Annotated in this window: 21 protein-coding genes; 17 read left to right on the forward strand and 4 right to left on the reverse strand. The window is 41.1% G+C overall.

Going from position 1 to position 16,638, the window contains the following annotated elements; translation table 11 throughout:
• Positions 1–670 precede the first annotated feature (670 nt).
• From IJE64_RS01380 to IJE64_RS01395, 4 genes are read left to right on the forward strand one after another with little or no spacing between them, the layout of a single operon-like run.
• The gene (locus tag IJE64_RS01380) at positions 671–1,558 is read left to right on the forward strand and encodes an AAA family ATPase (RefSeq protein ID WP_292780946.1); all 888 of its coding nucleotides are present in this window, start codon (positions 671–673) and stop codon (positions 1,556–1,558) included.
• Positions 1,555–1,704 (forward strand): hypothetical protein, encoded by a 150-nt coding sequence (locus tag IJE64_RS01385; RefSeq protein ID WP_292780948.1) that lies wholly within the window; start codon positions 1,555–1,557, stop codon positions 1,702–1,704. Before IJE64_RS01380 ends, IJE64_RS01385 begins: the two co-directional genes overlap by 4 nt.
• A gap of 4 nt (positions 1,705–1,708) precedes the next feature.
• Positions 1,709–2,500, forward strand: a complete 792-nt coding sequence (locus IJE64_RS01390) for an HIRAN domain-containing protein (RefSeq protein WP_292780951.1) — start codon at positions 1,709–1,711, stop codon at positions 2,498–2,500.
• A gap of 59 nt (positions 2,501–2,559) precedes the next feature.
• Complete coding sequence (locus IJE64_RS01395) at positions 2,560–3,480, forward strand: SseB family protein (RefSeq protein ID WP_292780953.1); 921 nt, start codon at positions 2,560–2,562, stop codon at positions 3,478–3,480.
• 25 nt (positions 3,481–3,505) lie between these two features.
• On the opposite strand, the gene IJE64_RS01400 is transcribed toward IJE64_RS01395, so the two are convergent.
• On the reverse strand, positions 3,506–4,354 hold the full coding sequence (locus IJE64_RS01400) for a hypothetical protein (RefSeq protein ID WP_292780955.1): 849 nt from the start codon (positions 4,352–4,354) through the stop codon (positions 3,506–3,508).
• 187 nt (positions 4,355–4,541) lie between these two features.
• On the opposite strand from IJE64_RS01400, the gene IJE64_RS01405 reads away from it, so the two are divergent.
• From IJE64_RS01405 to IJE64_RS01430, 6 genes are all read left to right on the forward strand, one after another.
• On the forward strand, positions 4,542–5,429 hold the full coding sequence (locus IJE64_RS01405) for an SseB family protein (RefSeq protein WP_292780959.1): 888 nt from the start codon (positions 4,542–4,544) through the stop codon (positions 5,427–5,429).
• Between the two features lie 34 nt (positions 5,430–5,463).
• A complete protein-coding gene (locus IJE64_RS01410; protein ID WP_292780962.1) occupies positions 5,464–6,024 on the forward strand; it encodes a hypothetical protein in 561 nt (186 codons plus the stop codon).
• Between the two features lie 4 nt (positions 6,025–6,028).
• Positions 6,029–6,457, forward strand: coding sequence for a zinc ribbon domain-containing protein (locus IJE64_RS01415; RefSeq protein ID WP_292780964.1), 429 nt, complete (start codon positions 6,029–6,031; stop codon positions 6,455–6,457).
• 1 nt (position 6,458) lies between these two features.
• Positions 6,459–7,601, forward strand: coding sequence for a hypothetical protein (locus IJE64_RS01420; RefSeq protein WP_292780967.1), 1,143 nt, complete (start codon positions 6,459–6,461; stop codon positions 7,599–7,601).
• Entirely contained in the window at positions 7,598–7,888 is a 291-nt protein-coding gene (locus IJE64_RS01425) for a hypothetical protein (RefSeq protein ID WP_292780969.1), read from the forward strand. Before IJE64_RS01420 ends, IJE64_RS01425 begins: the two co-directional genes overlap by 4 nt.
• Before the next feature lie 62 nt (positions 7,889–7,950).
• A complete protein-coding gene (locus IJE64_RS01430) occupies positions 7,951–8,181 on the forward strand; it encodes a hypothetical protein (RefSeq protein WP_292780971.1) in 231 nt (76 codons plus the stop codon).
• On the opposite strand, the gene IJE64_RS01435 is transcribed toward IJE64_RS01430, so the two are convergent.
• The 3 genes from IJE64_RS01435 to IJE64_RS01445 all read right to left on the reverse strand — a co-directional run bounded on the left by IJE64_RS01435 (position 8,178) and on the right by IJE64_RS01445 (position 10,400).
• On the reverse strand, positions 8,178–8,582 hold the full coding sequence (locus tag IJE64_RS01435) for a hypothetical protein (RefSeq protein WP_292780974.1): 405 nt from the start codon (positions 8,580–8,582) through the stop codon (positions 8,178–8,180). The two genes, IJE64_RS01430 and IJE64_RS01435, sit on opposite strands and share 4 nt — an antisense overlap.
• Positions 8,583–8,928: 346 nt before the next feature.
• Complete coding sequence (locus IJE64_RS01440; RefSeq protein ID WP_292780979.1) at positions 8,929–9,264, reverse strand: hypothetical protein; 336 nt, start codon at positions 9,262–9,264, stop codon at positions 8,929–8,931.
• 32 nt (positions 9,265–9,296) lie between these two features.
• Positions 9,297–10,400, reverse strand: coding sequence for a cation diffusion facilitator family transporter (locus IJE64_RS01445; RefSeq protein ID WP_292780981.1), 1,104 nt, complete (start codon positions 10,398–10,400; stop codon positions 9,297–9,299).
• A gap of 107 nt (positions 10,401–10,507) precedes the next feature.
• Between IJE64_RS01445 and IJE64_RS01450 the strand changes: the two genes are divergently transcribed.
• The 7 genes from IJE64_RS01450 (at position 10,508) to IJE64_RS01480 (ending at position 16,587) form a co-directional block, all read left to right on the forward strand.
• Positions 10,508–11,047 carry a glutathione peroxidase gene (locus tag IJE64_RS01450; protein ID WP_292780983.1) on the forward strand — a complete coding sequence of 180 codons (540 nt, stop codon included), beginning with the start codon at positions 10,508–10,510 and terminating at the stop codon, positions 11,045–11,047.
• A gap of 102 nt (positions 11,048–11,149) precedes the next feature.
• Positions 11,150–11,575: a universal stress protein gene (locus tag IJE64_RS01455; protein ID WP_292780986.1), complete on the forward strand. Its 426-nt coding sequence runs from the start codon at positions 11,150–11,152 to the stop codon at positions 11,573–11,575.
• A gap of 11 nt (positions 11,576–11,586) precedes the next feature.
• Positions 11,587–11,976: a hypothetical protein gene (locus IJE64_RS01460; RefSeq protein ID WP_292780989.1), complete on the forward strand. Its 390-nt coding sequence runs from the start codon at positions 11,587–11,589 to the stop codon at positions 11,974–11,976.
• 40 nt (positions 11,977–12,016) lie between these two features.
• On the forward strand, positions 12,017–13,069 hold the full coding sequence (locus IJE64_RS01465) for a glycosyltransferase family 2 protein (RefSeq protein WP_292780991.1): 1,053 nt from the start codon (positions 12,017–12,019) through the stop codon (positions 13,067–13,069).
• 30 nt (positions 13,070–13,099) lie between these two features.
• The gene (locus IJE64_RS01470) at positions 13,100–14,131 is read left to right on the forward strand and encodes a glycosyltransferase family 2 protein (protein WP_292781076.1); all 1,032 of its coding nucleotides are present in this window, start codon (positions 13,100–13,102) and stop codon (positions 14,129–14,131) included.
• A 27-nt stretch (positions 14,132–14,158) separates the two neighbouring features.
• On the forward strand, positions 14,159–15,205 hold the full coding sequence (locus IJE64_RS01475; protein ID WP_292780994.1) for a glycosyltransferase: 1,047 nt from the start codon (positions 14,159–14,161) through the stop codon (positions 15,203–15,205).
• Between the two features lie 59 nt (positions 15,206–15,264).
• Positions 15,265–16,587 (forward strand): UDP-glucose/GDP-mannose dehydrogenase family protein, encoded by a 1,323-nt coding sequence (locus IJE64_RS01480; protein WP_292780997.1) that lies wholly within the window; start codon positions 15,265–15,267, stop codon positions 16,585–16,587.
• The last annotated feature ends 51 nt before the right edge of the window (positions 16,588–16,638 follow it).

Consider the following 16,638-nt stretch of genomic DNA (forward strand, 5'->3'; position numbering starts at 1 on the left):
CGCTCTCTCCATGAAAAATTGATTCGGGACAAGACAAAATTATATTAATGTAACAAGTTAATAATATTATATAAGTAAAGTTTCGGGTATTCATATGATTGAGTGGACTATTTGTAGGGATTGCAAGAGCGTTGTAGACAATGCCAACACCTCCTGTCCGAATTGCGGAGGGCAGGTTGACAAGCACGGGATTGACTTTGTCAAGGACTATTTCAAAAGCGCATTGTTTTTGATAAACACGATAGATAGCCTGAAGGGATTTTACCGCCCGATTAAGGAAATAGATTTCGAAAAGGTAGTTTTCGATGATCTGTTTAAGTGGTTCAGCTATCTCGGATTGGGAGACAATAAAATAACTGAAAATGAGCTTGAGTTCATAAACGAGCTTCTTGACTGCTCATATGATGAAGAGGACATCCTGAGCATTTCAGACATCAGGATGGACCGTGAACTTCCCGAATCATTCAGGTACGCATTGGAAATCGACGAGTTCACATCCGAGTTCGGAATCGGGGAGTCACTTTCTGAGAATCTCTTCGAGTGCTTCAGGATGTGCGGAGGCCTTTTCGTTTTCGTGGACGGAACAGATGTCGATGCCACAACCCTTAACCGCTTCAACGAGTTCATATCATACCTGAAGACAAGACTCAACATTGACTCAAGGGTCCTCATGACAAAGAGCGCCAACGAGATACTTGATGAGATAAAAACCACTGCTGCAGAAGAAAAGCAAGAGGAATCACACTCAATCGATGAGTATCTCGACGAGCTCAACCGGCTGGTCGGCCTTGAGAAGGTCAAAAAGGACGTCAACTCACTGATAAACCTTGTCCAAATTAGGAAAATCAGAGAGGAAAGGGGAATCTCCCAGCCTGCGATGAGCCTTCATTTAGTTTTCTCTGGAAATCCCGGAACCGGAAAGACAACCGTTGCAAGGCTTCTCTCCAAGATATACCATGAGATAGGACTCCTCTCAAAGGGCCATCTGGTGGAATGCGACAGGTCATCCCTTGTGGGAGGATATGTCGGCCAGACCGCAATAAAGACCCAGGATGTCATTCAGAAGGCATTGGGAGGAATACTTTTCATCGATGAGGCATATTCGCTGGCATCAAGCAGCGAAAACGATTACGGCCAGGAAGCGATAAACACCATCTTAAAGGCGATGGAGGACAACCGTGACGATTTAATTGTCATCGTAGCAGGATATCCTGCATTGATGGACAATTTCCTAAACTCCAATCCGGGCCTCGAGTCAAGGTTCAACAAGTTCATATACTTCGATGACTATGACGACGAGCAATTGTATGAGATATTCATGCTGATGGCCGATGAGGCAAGCCTCAAGCTTGACGAGCCTGCAGAGCAGTATCTGAAGGAGTACCTTAAAAAGATGTATGAGACCAGATCCAAGAACTTTGCAAACGGAAGGTCTGTTAGAAACTTCTTTGAGGAGGTATTAACTGCACAGGCAAACAGGCTAGCTCCTAAAGAGGACATTACAGATGAAGAATTAAATACCTTAACATATGAGGATTTCATGGTGGGTGAAGAATGATTTCATTAATCCTAAGACTAATAAACATAACCCTGATTGTCGTTTTGGCATTGTTGATATACAAGAACAGGGGAAAGAACAGCATGATTGTAATCATCCTGTTCATATTATCAGTAATTATATTCATCTTAAACTACATCCTATGATAGCATGAAGGACACTTACCAGTCAACTTTAGAAATCAAGCCGAATGACAACTTTAGCGAAGCCTTAAGGCTTAAGAAAAAAGGCGATATTGAAAGTGCTTTGAAATTGCTTGATGATGCAGATTCGGTTGAGGTCTACACTCTCAAGGCTGAAATGCTGGCAGATATAAAGGATTTTAAAAAATCTATTGTATATTTAGACAAGGCATTGGCCATCGAAAGCGATGATGATCTGTTAATCAGGAAGGCCGATGCGCTCTACAGCTGGGCGAGAATCTGCTATTTTCCAGAAAACGATTACCAAAAGGCATTAAAACTGGCCGATGATGCACTGGAGACAATTCCAGAGGGGATTGACGCTTCAGAAATCTGGTTTTTAAAAGGAGAAATCCATCAGTCAATGGAAGACCACATCAATGCAAGAAGATGCTTTTTAAAGGCTGAAGGCAGATTTGAAGAGCTTGACGCACTTGAAGGTGAGCTCAACCAGTTTGAAATCCATAAGGATGACACTCTAATCAACATCACAGGCACAGGATTTTACGAAGGACTTGAGCCATTCGTAAGGGGAGCGGTCCTGAAGCTTTCAAAAGATAGTGAAAACGAGCATGACCCTGATGCAATAGCCGTCATGAAGGATGATAGGATAGTCGGATATGTTGCAAACAGCGACTATACCCTAATCAACGATGTCAAGAGTGCATCCGAGATAAAGGCCAGCATAAGGGACACATCAAAAGCTGAAGTCCTCTTCATATTCCAGGGTGAATTCGTGATAGCGAAAGTGATTTTTTGATTAAGTTTAATTAAAATGAATTTAAATATTAAAATAAAGAAAATTTTGCGAGTGATACAGTGGCGGAAAATGTAACCAACAAATATCTAAAAGAAGCAATCAAAGAAATCGAAGAACTCAAGGACAATGTGGAATCTGACGTATTGTCAAATTTCATTTTCGAGCTTAAAATGTCAAACTTGCTGATACCTGGAATTGACAACGGTGATGAGCTGGTTTATGAAACTTTAATCTCACAGGAGGACGACCTGACTTTCTTGCCGCTGTTTACAGACGCAGACGAGTTCTACAAGCATTACGCTAAGGACAGCGAGTACGAGCCGATTGAAAACGAGTTCGAAATCTATGCAGGAATTGCAAACGACGAGGCAATAGATGGAATAATCATCAATGTGGAAACAGAATCATTTGAAATCACAAAGGAGATGCTTGAAATTGCCGAAGCCGACTACAGCATTGCATATGAGGAAGCCGAAGCTTTGAGCGGCGAGGAGATAAAGGAAATCTATGACAGCATCTCAAATGATGATTTAGAAAAGTTCATTGCTGATGAGGCGAATGAGGATGACTTCGAGGGCATAATGGTCGAGCTTTCAAATGCCAATGTCATGAATCTTGTCGTAAGCGATGAGGCTTTCGATGATGAGGATGGAATCATCAAAGCCAGTGATGTTGACGGATTCAGCTTATGCGCCATGGAGGATGACACATCAAGATATGCGATTCTCTTCACTTCAAAAGATGCCATCTCAGATGCCATCTCAGACGATGACGGCCTGAACTACTATGCCCAGATTACAGACGTCAATGCTCTATTTGAGTTCGTGCTTAGAAGCGACATGGACGGCGTCATCATAAATCCGAACGGCGATGAGTTTCTAATTCCAAGGTCAGAAATCATATCACAGGCAAGCGGCATAGAGCTGATTGTCGGTGACGGCAGCCTGAAAGATTGCCTTGAATACGCATTCAAGTTATGATTTGTCATATGGCAAATCCTTTTTCTTATTTTGATTCTAATTTTTTTTCTAATTCTTTAATTTTAGCTTTTAGTTGTTTGTTTTCTTCTATTGCATCATTAGCAAATTGTTCAACTTCTTTCATTTTATTTTGTGTACGTATTTCTGTTTCAAATTTATCTATTATTTCATCTTCTGTTTCATAATTTATCATATTTATCAACTCATCATATTCTTTTTCATCATCAAAATATGCATTTATCATTGCGCTAATCACACTATATAATGTAAATTCTAATTTTTTAGGCATATGTTTAATTTGCATGTACAAATCCAATACTTTACGGGTTATATTGCGCGCATTATCTCTTGGAGCAAATAATACTATTATTCCTAAATTTAAAGCATCTTTAATTGTTAAATGCTTTTCATTAGTTCTAACTATGTTGCTTACAGTATTTAATCTTTGTTGAATGTTTTTTTCTCCTAGGTCAATGAAATATAATTCAGTGGTGTTAGTAGGTGTTCTTTTATATTTCTGCAATGATTTCTCCTTATCAATGTGTGTGGCTATCACATTAAATGGAGGTAGCCTTTCGTCCGCTATTTGTTGAATATTGTAATTTCCAATAATTTTGATTTTTTCTTCATCAACAGGTGTAGATTGATGTTCTAAATTCACTACGGCAGGTTCATATAATTCATCAAAATCTGAATCTACAACATAAGACGAATCCATTTCTAATACTTTTCCATTTTTCAGCCGTACTTTAACATTCGACTTTCTTTTGAATTTTCCAGGAATGTTCAATAGTTCATGCAATTCTTTTGGAAATTCTGTATATAATATCCCAAAAGCGTAGTCATAAGGGTTATTTATATGTTTTTTCATCATATCCCTCCTATCTTTTTATTTAGCTGTTTTAAAACAATGGGATGAGAATTTAATTCATGAATTCTATTTTCATATTATTACTAGGAATTAAATATGCATAAAAGTAGTTGAACTGCAAAAAATCACAAAAGCACAATTGTGTTTTTAATAAAATAGTATATAAGCGTCCAAAACAAAAATAACTCCAATGATTATGCACAAGCACCTGAGGGTTGTCATCGAGGACATCTACCTCAACAACAATGAAATCACTGAAAGCCTGCTTTTGAAGCTTATAAATGAGTTCAGGTATTCCAATCTCTACATCCCCGCCAAAAGGGAGGACGGCACCCTGAATTTCATAATATATGAGGATGACGGCATAAAGATCACTCCCCTTTTCACTGACCTTGACGAGTTCCGCAAGTTCTTCAAGGGCGAGGACATCGAGGCCTTGAGCAACTCGTTTGAACTGTACCGAAACGTCCTGAAGACCTCTGAAATTGAGGGATACATCCTCAATCCAGCTTCGGAAAAGTACCTCTTCAAAAAGGAGTTCATCCTCTCAATAGAAAACGTTCCGAAGACCTCCTTCTACTCCTCAAACCCATACTCGAAAGAGGAGCTCAAGGCAATGTTCGACTCAATCGACAACGCAAGTCTTGAGGAATTCATAGAAAAAGGGCATAACATCGGGGATTACGAAAGCCTTTTTGAAAGGCTCTCAAATTCAGATATCCTGGCGCTCATGCTTTCAGACATTGCTTTTGATGATGAAATCATAGACATGCAGAGGACAGGCCCGGTTGCAGGCATGTACATGGACAATGTCGGAGGAACCTATGCGACAATATTCTCATCAAGGGAGAAGATGACTTCCGTAAACGCTCCTAAGCATAAGTATGCCCAGCTCATCAATCTCGCAACCCTTGTCAATTTTGTCTTAAGCGAGGACATGGACGGGATAGTCCTGAATCCAGGCACCGACAATGTCCTCATTCCAAGATCAGAGCTTCTAAAATATTCATTAGGCTTTGAGAGATATGCAAATGACGAGAGGCTTTCCAACTCAATTTACTACATTTTCAAAATCTAAATTTTTAATAATCAAGAGCAATATACCATATATCATGTCAGAATTATCCGAGCTAATTGAAATCAACAGAAACATTGAAAATCAAAACAGGGAAATCATTCGCCTTTTGAAAGTGATTGCCGGCGAGAAGGATGACGGCGATGACTGGGAATATGTCCCGCCTATGGGAGCTGGGCAAACCGAAGAGCTTCCCGATGCGGCCTATCTGGTGACTTCTCCGCAGGCGGGTGAGGTGTATTTCCTTGACGGCACGGACATCTTCAGATTATCTATCAAAAATAATGAAACCGTGATTGATAATATTGCAGGTTCCGGCCAAACTGATAACTTTAAGCTGCAGGAAATGATAGCTAATGAATCTGTCAAACGAAATCAAAGTCTGGAAGACTCGACAGTTATACTGTCAATTGAAAATTGCACAAACTTGCCCGAAACGCTGAGGGTGTGCTACCAGCAAAAGGCCAAAAACGTATATCTTCCATGGAGTTCGATGACACAGCTCGTCGGGGCTCCGGACATATTGATGAAAGTCCTTAAGCTTGATTTCTACAAGACTGAAGAGCAATTAATCGAAAAACTATTCAAAGAGGTGTAACAACATGACAAGATTTTGCCCGGACTGCGGTGCGGCCGTCATAGGCAACAACAAATTCTGCAAGAACTGCGGATGTGACGTAAGCCACCTGATAGAGCCTATTCCAATAAACCCGAATGTGGCTAAGACACAGCAGACATTTGCGGCCCAAAACCCGAATGCGGCACAGGCTCAGCAGACTTTCGCTGGCCAAAATCCATACATGGCTCAAATGGCTCAAAAAGATTATACAGTATGGATTATAGTCGGAATTATCCTATCAATCATCATTGCAGTCATAGGTCCGATTGTGGGAATGATTATCGGAGCTTACGTATACTCCAAAAGGCAGTTCAATCCTAAAAACGAAACATATGGAATTGTCGTGATGAGCGTAGGATTGATCTTTTTCGTGATTGAGATCTTATTCATAATATTGGTTTTGATGTATTAAAATGAGCTTTGAAGACCTATCCAAATATGCATATGAAGACAGGCAGAAACTGCTTTTAATCAGGGAAGTTCTAGAGGCAAGTGCAGTGTCTTTGAAATGCGATTCCCTGGATTATTCAGATTATTCTGTCGAACCTGAGGTGTTGTATGATAAGATTCCCTTAAGCAAGTACTGTCCGGAATGCGGACGCAGGTATCCTGATAGGGAGAATTTCTGCTTTGATTGCCTAGTGTCTCTTAAGGATTTAAAAGAGGTCAATGTAAGGGAAATTGAAATGGACCCTGTCTTTGAAGTTGCAAAATCCAATAATCCGGATAGCTTTGAGGAAATCCTCACAGATGACAATCTGGATAAGATAGTTGAATTCGATTTCACATACCCGCAGCTGACGGGAATACTGAAAAATATCAAGAGGATTGCATTTACAAGGCTTGACAACACCATCAAAGAAAATGAGATATTTTTAGGTTCGCTGAGCGTCCTCGACAAGATCACACTTTTTGCCAAATCATTTGCAAGGATTGAATACAAATCATACGGCTATGAGCTTGGATACTTTGAATTCGACAGGATTTATGTTGATGACAGGCAGCTTCAGGGACTTCAAATAACCACGATACTCCATGAGCTGTCTCATTTTCTGATAAAGGAGATTTTAACACATATCATATGCGAAATCCTTGACTGCACCAAGACGGCTGAAATCGAGGCTATTGCAATATTCATCCTATCATCCTCGCCAGTAAACAGGTTGATTGATGAGTATTGCGCCCATACTGTTGAGGGACGATTCACGCTTTTCGGATATCAGGACTACTCATCGTATCTGAGCATAGAAAAGACAATCGACGCTCCTGAAGAAGAAATAGAGATGATCAAGACTATAGGAAATAGCTTTGCGACCCTAATCAAGGACATCCTTGAATCGTTCATCGATGACGACCTGCTTGAGGACATAAAGGAGCAGTTCAGAAATGATGTCCTGGATGAGCCCGACTACAAAAATCTTTATCTGGAAAACTGCAGGCTTTTGAACGATACAGGAATGATTCAAGCCATAAAAATGATTCTGGTCGATGGATTTTCAAGTTCCATGGGAAACGTTGACACCTTGAAAGATTACGCTAAAGAGATGAAAAAATGAACATCAAACAAAGAATTATAGAGCTGAACCAGCAATTTACAAACGAGACTATCGAAATTGAAGACGTATTGCTAACGATAATAACAAAATACCAGCTTTTCGAGCCATGCAGGTATTTGGCAGAAGATGAGGAATGGATCAATGTGGCAATGGTTTCAATTGAGGATGAAAACATTGCCCAGATGATGTCAATCAGAAAAAGCGAGATAACCATGTTCGGCATTTTCAACCGTGAAGAGATTGAACTTATTCTGCCAAAAACTGAACCAGAGGACTTCTATCAATGAAGGAAATATTCATATCTTCTGACTTTGACGTTGAGGAGGTGTCCTCACGGATAATAGATATCATGTCACAGTGGTCAATCAGGCTACTTGACATCAACGGCCCCAGTTGGGTTATATACACCTACGAAATGGATGTTAAATACCTGTTTTTCTTTGAAGTGGATTTCAATGACATTGAAACAAGAATAAAATTAGAGGACTTGAAGCTTAACGTCATCCATGCAATCGAAAGCCTGAAGGACGAAACCACCTACAGGGATAACCTCATCAATGAGGTTTTTTTAAAAAATTAGGCATCATCCGCATTTTCAATTATCTCAACGCTTTCTTTTTTGTCGTCAAACCATGCGACAACATCTTTCCTTTTTGTTTTCATTCCTTTTGCATTCTTGAATGCGTCCCCTGACTTTCCGCCGTAATGGTGAATGTATTTCTCATGATTTTTTACCGCACGTATCTTGAGGCCTTCCCTCAGGACCTGGCTTTGGATTTTTGTAACTCCCCACCACCATTCGAAGTCCTCATCCAATTTGTACTTGTCATACAGGTCCCTGTCAATCAGCATGCAGAAGCCGTCTGCCCTGATGGGGTCAGAAAGCACAGCTCCGAATGATGAAATCCCTCCATTTTCGGGATGTATCTCAAGCAGCCTGTTGAAGCAGTTAGGGTCATTGACCTTGATGTCTGAATTCAAAAGCAGGTAATGTGTCGAATCCTTACTTGCCTTGTAGCTTGCAAGGTTGTTTCCACGAGCGAAAAGGTCATTTTGAGGGTTCAGGATTAATGTATCGATGAAATTGAGTTTTTTAAGTATTCTTAAAAGCAGTTTTGTTGGTGTTTTTGAATCATTGTCTAGAACAACGAGCTCGAGATTTGTGTGTTTTTTTTGTTTTGTGAACCCCTCGAATAGATTTCAGGACGTATTTGGGTGCATTGTATGTCAACATTAAAACACTGATTTTCATATCTATATCTCCATAATCTGTTCTATATTATGTTAAAACTATTATTTAAAATTAAAAAAAGAAAAAAGAATTAATTTAATGATTAATTCTTGTGTTGTAGTATCTTACTCCGTCAGCGTCATATGTATACCATCTGTTCACGTCTGAATCGTATGCTTCGCCGATTACCTCTACATATGAGTCTGATTGAGGGTTGTATACCTTATATGTTTGATTTGTATCGTTAGTGTTATTGTCTAGGGTTGAATTGTCGCCGACAACGGTCACGTTTGTATCATTGCTTTGGACTGTGTCGTTTGCTGTTGTGTTGGTGTTGGCATTGCTGTTGGAAGTCATGATGTATGCCGCAACGCCTGCAAGGGCAACAACCAATATGACAATAGCAATCAATATGATATTTTTGTTATCCATTATATCACCGTAGTTAATGTTTGTCAATTCTATTATATATTGATATCACTTGTGTCATAGTCATCTATTATCATGAAATTGTATTGGGGATGCCTTTCCTTGATTTCATCAAGCACCTTGCTTTTTATTTCTTCACGGTTCTCTTTGAAATCAACGATCATGTCGAACGTGATGAGGTTTTCCTCCTCATAGACTATGAATCCATGTGTTTCAAGGATTCCAGGATATTTTGATGTGATTTCAGCAAGGTCATCCTGGATGTCCTTGTGCTGGTCATGCTTTGCATATATTCCGATGGCGGTCATGATGAGGGAATATTCCTCATATATCTTTGTCGATATGATTCTTGTCAGCTTCTGTATCTCGACTGCGGTCAGGCTGTCGTCGACCTTGATGTGGACAGATCCCTGAATGTTTTCAGGCCCGTAGTTGTGGATAAAGAGGTCATAAACCCCATAGACTCCTGGAACTTCCATTATTGATTTCTTGAGCTTTTTTGCAAGGGCCCTGTCAACCCTCTCTCCGAGCATGCTGTCGACAGTCTCCTTTATCATCTCAAGGCTTGCCTTGATGATTACGATTGATATTATCACACCGAGTATTCCCTCAAGGGATATGTGCCAGAATATTGAGATTATTGCTGCCACCAGTGTGGAAAACGACAGTATCGCATCGAAATAGGCGTCGCTTCCGGATGCTACAAGGGCAGGGGAGTTGATCTCCTCGCCAACCCCTTTCACGTATCTTCCGAGCATGAACTTGACGACGACCGCAACGGCAATGATCACGAGTGACACGGTAGTGTAGCTTGTGACGTCGGGATTCAATATCTTCGGCCAGGATTCCATGAGCGCAGTTATTCCCGCCCAAAGAACGATTGCCGCAATTATGATTGAGGCGAAGTATTCTATCCTACCATAACCATATGGGTGTTCCTTGTCAGGTGCCTTTCCGGCCAGTTTTGTCCCGATTATTGTTATTATTGATGATAATGCATCGGTCAGGTTGTTCACTGCATCCAATGTGATTGCTATTGAATTCACTAGTATTCCTATTGTGGCCTTGAAGGCGACCAGAATAAGATTTACGACGATTCCGATTATGCTTGTTTTAACGATTCTTGCCTGTCTTGTCATGATATTATATTATTTTTAGCAATTATATAATATTATTGAATGAATTTTTACTAAAATTTAAATACTTTAACAATATTATTATATTATTAACTCATGGAGGCAATAAAATGTCAATATATGATTTTGAAGTAAATGACGGCGAAGGAAACCCAGTTTCTCTTGGCCAATACAAGGACAAGGTGCTTTTAATCGTTAACTCAGCGACCAAATGTGGATTCACACCACAATACACACAATTAAACGAAATTTATACGGAATTCAACAATCAGGGCTTTGAAATCTTGGATTTCCCATGCAACCAGTTCGGCAGCCAGGCTCCCGGCACAACAGAGGAGATAACAGAAGTATGCCGTTCAAAATGGCTAGTTCCGTATACAATCTTTGAAAAGATTGATGTAAACGGCGAGAATGCCTCTCCACTATATGAGTATCTGAAATCCCAGCAACCTTTCAGGGGCATCACAGGAAAAGGCTCAACCAAACTGAAGCTTGTCCTGAAAGCTGTTGACAGGCACTACAAGGACAATGATGACATCAAATGGAACTTCACCAAGTTTCTAGTTGACCGCAACGGCAATGTGGTTAGGAGGTTTGAGCCCACTGAAGATTTGGATGACGTGAGGCAGGCCATCGAAGACCTCCTTTAATTTTATTTTTTTTTTTAATTTTCATCACTTTTTTTAGCTGAAATCTGAAAACATTATTAACTATTAAATCCAAAAATATAACTTGATATTAAAGGTGTAGTTATGTATAAAAAAATCTTATTGCCCACCGACGGATCCGACTATGCGGAGCAGGAAGTTGAAAGAGTCTCCCGACTGATAGCTGATGGAGGCGAAATAATCGTCTTGTCAGTTGCAGGAAAACTGACTTCCAGTGCTTTTCAAAGCGGAAGGAAAGTCAGGAAAATGAATGAAAGATTATTGAAGGAAGCTAAAGACGCCGTTGAGCATATGGCAGATAAATTCGACTCATCACTTAACGTCAAAAAGATAGTGAGGACAGGATTTGCCGCTGAAACCATCAATGAGGTTGCAGCTGAGGAAGGCGTTGAGCTGATAGTGATATCCGCTTCAGGTAAAAGCGGACTGCACAGGTTCATCCTAGGCAGCGTGACCGAAGAGGTTCTCAAAACTGCCGATATCGACGTGCTTCTTGTGCATAACAGCTAAGGGTGTTCATCATGGATAAGAAAAGAGCAGTGATTGTAGCAGCGATTGCAGTGGTCATTCTTGCCGTTGTCTCATTTTCATTCATTTCCGCAAACGGCCATGACACAAAGCTTGAGATAATAAGCAATTCCACATTGCAAAACGGGGATCTGGTGGAGATAAAGCTCACAGACGATTACAGGAACACATATCCTAATGAGACAATTGACGTCAAGATTCTTGATGATTCCGGATGGGCTCATAAGTATCAGGCTGTGACAAATGAGGACGGAATAGCCACAGTCGAATTGATGACTTTTGAAAATGGAAATTACACCATCCATTGCAATTATAATGGAACATTGTTCAATCATGCATCAAAAATCTCATCTTCAATAAACATTGATGACGGGTTTCATTAGTGATTGAATTTAATACAGTTTTTTAAGGTGCGTTAGGTTTATGGTTAAGGTGTCAGTTATAATGCCGGTCTACAATGCCGAAGACTATCTGGAGGATGCTATTGGAGGCATTCTAAATCAGACATTGGATGACTGGGAATTGATTTGCGTGGATGACGGGTCTGCGGACAGCTCATTGGAGATTTTGAATGAGTTCGCCTCAAATGACAGTCGAATAAAAGTTTATCACCAGGAAAACAGGGGCGGAGGAGCTGCAAGAAACGTCGCATTGACCCATACGACTGGAGAGTATCTCTACTGCATGGATGCCGATGACTCGATTGAGCCATATGCCCTCGAGGAGTGCTATGAGATAGCCACCCAAAAGGATTTGGATTTCATAATTTTCCAGGCAAACAACTATGACGTCGACACAGACACATACAACAACTTCAGGATATTCAGGATGGACAACATTGCCGATAAGGTCGGCGAAAGCATATTCAGCTATCGCGATTTGGGCGATCTGATTTTCGATACGTCCTCAACCCCATGGTGCAAGTTCTACAATCTCGATTTCGTCAAAAGAACAGGTGCTCAGTTTGCAGAAGGGCTCATTTTCCATGACAACATATTCTGGTGGGAAATACTTTTGAACGGTGAGAGGATTTACTTCTACAGGAAATACCTGTATACAAGGAACAATCACTCAAAGTCATCGACCGGAGCCGGAGACAGGCGCTATCTTGATGCGATTCCGATATCCAACATGATATGGGACATATTCTTCAGATACGGCCAGTTCGACAATTACAGGAAGGGCCTGGGAATGAGAAAGTTTGACAAGGTGCTCCATTGGTATGACAGGATTCAGGAGGACCTCAAGGAGGAATACTTCCAGGCGATGAAGGAAGACTATGAGAAGATAGCTGAAGACAAGGAGTTTTGCGATAATTTCGTTCCTGAAATATCTAAGAAAAGCAAGGACATTTTTTTAAATACGCTTAAGGCCACTAATCATGAGGAATTCGATGAGCTAATGGGCGAGACCATGCCCAAAAAACAGGACAATCCGGGCATATTCAAAAAAGCGTTCAAAAAGATTTTTAAATAAGGTGTGGACATGGTTAAGGTTTCTGTAATAATGCCGGTATACAATGCTGAAGACTTTCTAGCTGAGTCAATAGACTGCATTCTCAATCAGACACTGGATGATTTGGAGCTCATCTGCGTTGATGACGGGTCTGTGGATTCGTCACTGGAGATGCTGAACGATTATGCTGAAAAGGACAGTCGTGTCAAGGTCTTTCATCAGGAAAACCGTGGAGGTGGGGCCGCAAGGAATGTGGCCATAGAGCATGCTGTCGGTGAGTACATCTACTGCATGGATGCCGACGACATGATTGAGCTTGATGCGTTGGAAATCCTATACGATTTGTCAGCCGAAAAGGATTTGGACATGGTGATATTCCAGGCAATAAACTACGACGACAAGCTCGACAAGTATTACCACAATGTTTACTATGACATGGAGGAGCTGGCCGATTTCGTTGGCAATGAGGTGTTCGGCTTTGATGATTTGGACGATTACATATTCAAGATATCAGTGACCCCATGGTGCAAGTTCTACAGAACAAAGTTCGTCAAGGACGCTGACGCCAAGTTTGCCGAAGGCCTGATTTTCCATGACAACATATTCTATTGGGACTTGATATTCAAGGCCAAGAGGATGTATTTCCTAAGGAAATTCCTATACATAAGAAGAAGGCACATCGCATCATCAACTGGTGCAGGAGACAAGAGATACATCAGCACAATCACGATAAACAACATGATCATTCAAAGGTTCATAGACAACAACCAGTTCGACAGGTACAAGCAGCATCTCTACAACAGGAAAATCAGCCTGATTTACAGAAGGTACGGCGAGGTTCAGGACCAGTACAAGCCGGATTTCTACGATGCCATGAAGGAGGACTTCTCCAAGCTGCTTGACGCCAGCGTATATGACGAGTTCATGGAGCTTGCCTATGACCACAACATAAAAAGGTTCAATGATGTCGTCAAGTCAAGGGATTTCAAGGACTTTGAAAAGAGATATAACCGAAAGGGCAATTCCAAAAATAAAAAATCCTTAAAGTCCAAAGTCAAAAAGGTCTTGAGGAAATTCAAATAATTATCGTTTTTTTTAGAGGTTTAATGAATGTGTAAGGTCTCCGTTATAATGCCGGTCTACAATGGTGAGGACTATCTTTGCCAGTCAATCGACTGCATCCTAAACCAATCCTTAAAGGATTTGGAGCTAATCTGCGTCGATGACGGGTCTGTGGATTCGTCACTGGATATATTGAACGGTTACGCTGAAAAGGACAGCCGTGTCAAGGTGTTTCATCAGGAAAACAGGGGCGGAGGGGCCGCAAGAAACGTGGCCATAACTCATGCAACTGGAAAGTATCTCTACTGCATGGATGCCGATGACATGCTGGAACTCGATGCCCTTGAGAGGCTATATGGCTTATGCGAAGAGAAAAGCCTAGATTTCACTATTTTTAAGGCAATCAACTATGAGGATGACACAGGCAGGTATTATGAGACTCCTGACTATTCGATGGAAAAGCTTGCCGAGTTCTCAAAAGGAAACGTTTTCAGTTTTGAGGATTTGGGAGACCTGATTTTCAACATCACTGTCACCCCGTGGAGCAAGTTTTATAACCTCCAGTTCGTAAAGGATTCAGGGGCCCAGTTTGCTGAAGGCATGATATTTCACGACAACCCGTTTTTTTGGGAAGTGCTTTTCAACTCCAAAAGACTCTATTTTCTCGATGAGTTCCTATACACAAGAAGAAGGCACTCGACATCATCGACAAAGGCCGGAGACAAGCGCTTTGCAAACATCATAACCATCATAAATATTAACGTGTCCATTTTCATGAAATACAATCAGTTCGAGCGCTTCAAGGACATCCTCTACAACAAGAAGGTCTTCTGGATTCACATGAGATATGAAAACATCCAGGAGCAATACAAGGAATTCTTCTTTGGAAAAATGAAGGAGGACTTCTCGAAAATGCTTGGCCATGAGAGATACGGAGAGTTCATCTCAGCTCTCAACTGGAAAAACAGGGCGATTTTCGAAAACTGCATATCATCAAACAATGTTTCCGAATTCGATTTGAAAATGTCCAAGGCAAACAATCCCAATATTTTCAAGAAAGGGGTCAGGAAGGTTTTGAGGACATTCAAAAAATAGCTTTTTATACTAGTTTTGATATATGTTAATCATATTTTAAGAATTCGGAGAAAAAGAATATGAACATTACTGTTATTGGAACTGGATATGTAGGCCTTGTAACAGGCGCCTGTTTTTCTAAAATGGGAAACAAGGTATATTGCGTAGACATTGTAGAGGAAAAGATACAAGGACTTAAGAATAATATTTTACCTATTTTCGAACCCCATCTGGGCACGGTGGTAAGGACCAGCCAGGAAAAGGGGGATCTGATTTTCACAACTGACATCAAGGAAGCGCTTGACAACACCGACATCATTTTCATTGCCGTCGGAACCCCGATGGCGGAAGACGGAAGCGCAAACCTGGATTATATATTCTCGGCGGCTTCTGACATAGCTAACAACATCACCAGGGATTCCCTTGTCGTGATAAAGTCAACCGTCCCTGTCGGAACAGGATTCAAGGTAAGGGACCATATCAACGCCATACTTGATGAAAGGGATAGTGACGTGACCATCAAGATAGCTTCAAATCCTGAATTTCTAAAGGAAGGCCATGCAATTGAGGACTGCCTTCACCCTGACAGGGTGGTAATCGGCGCTGAAGACGAGGAAGTCTTCGAAACCCTGAAGGATTTGTATGCCACATTCGTCCTGAATCACGACAGGTTCGTTCTCATGGACATCAAGAGTTCCGAGATGACAAAGTACGTTGCAAATTCAATGCTTGCAACAAAGATATCCTTCATGAACGAGATTGCAAACATCTGCGAGGTCACAGGAGCCGACGTTCAAAGCGTGCGTCTGGGTATCGGGTCCGACAGAAGGATTGGATACGACTTCATTTATGCAGGATGCGGATATGGGGGAAGCTGCTTTCCAAAGGACGTTCAGGCATTGATCAACACCGCACAGGAAAACGGCTACGAGCCTAAGATTCTCTCAAATGTGGAGCTTGTCAACAAGAACCAGAAAATGGTTCTGGTAAACAAGGTCGTGGACAGGTTCGGCGAGGACTTGACAGGTCTGACATTTGCAGTCTGGGGACTTGCATTCAAGCCGGGCACCGATGACGTGAGGGAAGCGACATCACTTGTCGTGATATCCGAGCTCATCAAGAGAGGAGCCAAAATCAAGGCTTACGATTCACAGGCAACCGAGGAATTCACCAGGGCAATCGATGATGAATGCCTGCCTTCAATCGAGTTTAAGGCAAACAGGTACGAAGCTCTAGACGATGCTGATGCGCTGATACTGATTACCGAATGGAAGGAATTCAGAAACCCTGACTATGACTTGCTTTCAGAAAAGATGAATCAGAACGTTATTTTTGATGGAAGAAACATCTATGACAGGAAAATCCGCAACAGAGGATTTGAACTGTATCAAATCGGATGCTAATCCATTTTTTATATTTTTTTAATAATTTTCATTTAATTTTTATTATTTATT

Source organism: Methanobrevibacter sp., assembly GCF_017409525.1.
Taxonomy (GTDB): domain Archaea; phylum Methanobacteriota; class Methanobacteria; order Methanobacteriales; family Methanobacteriaceae; genus Methanocatella.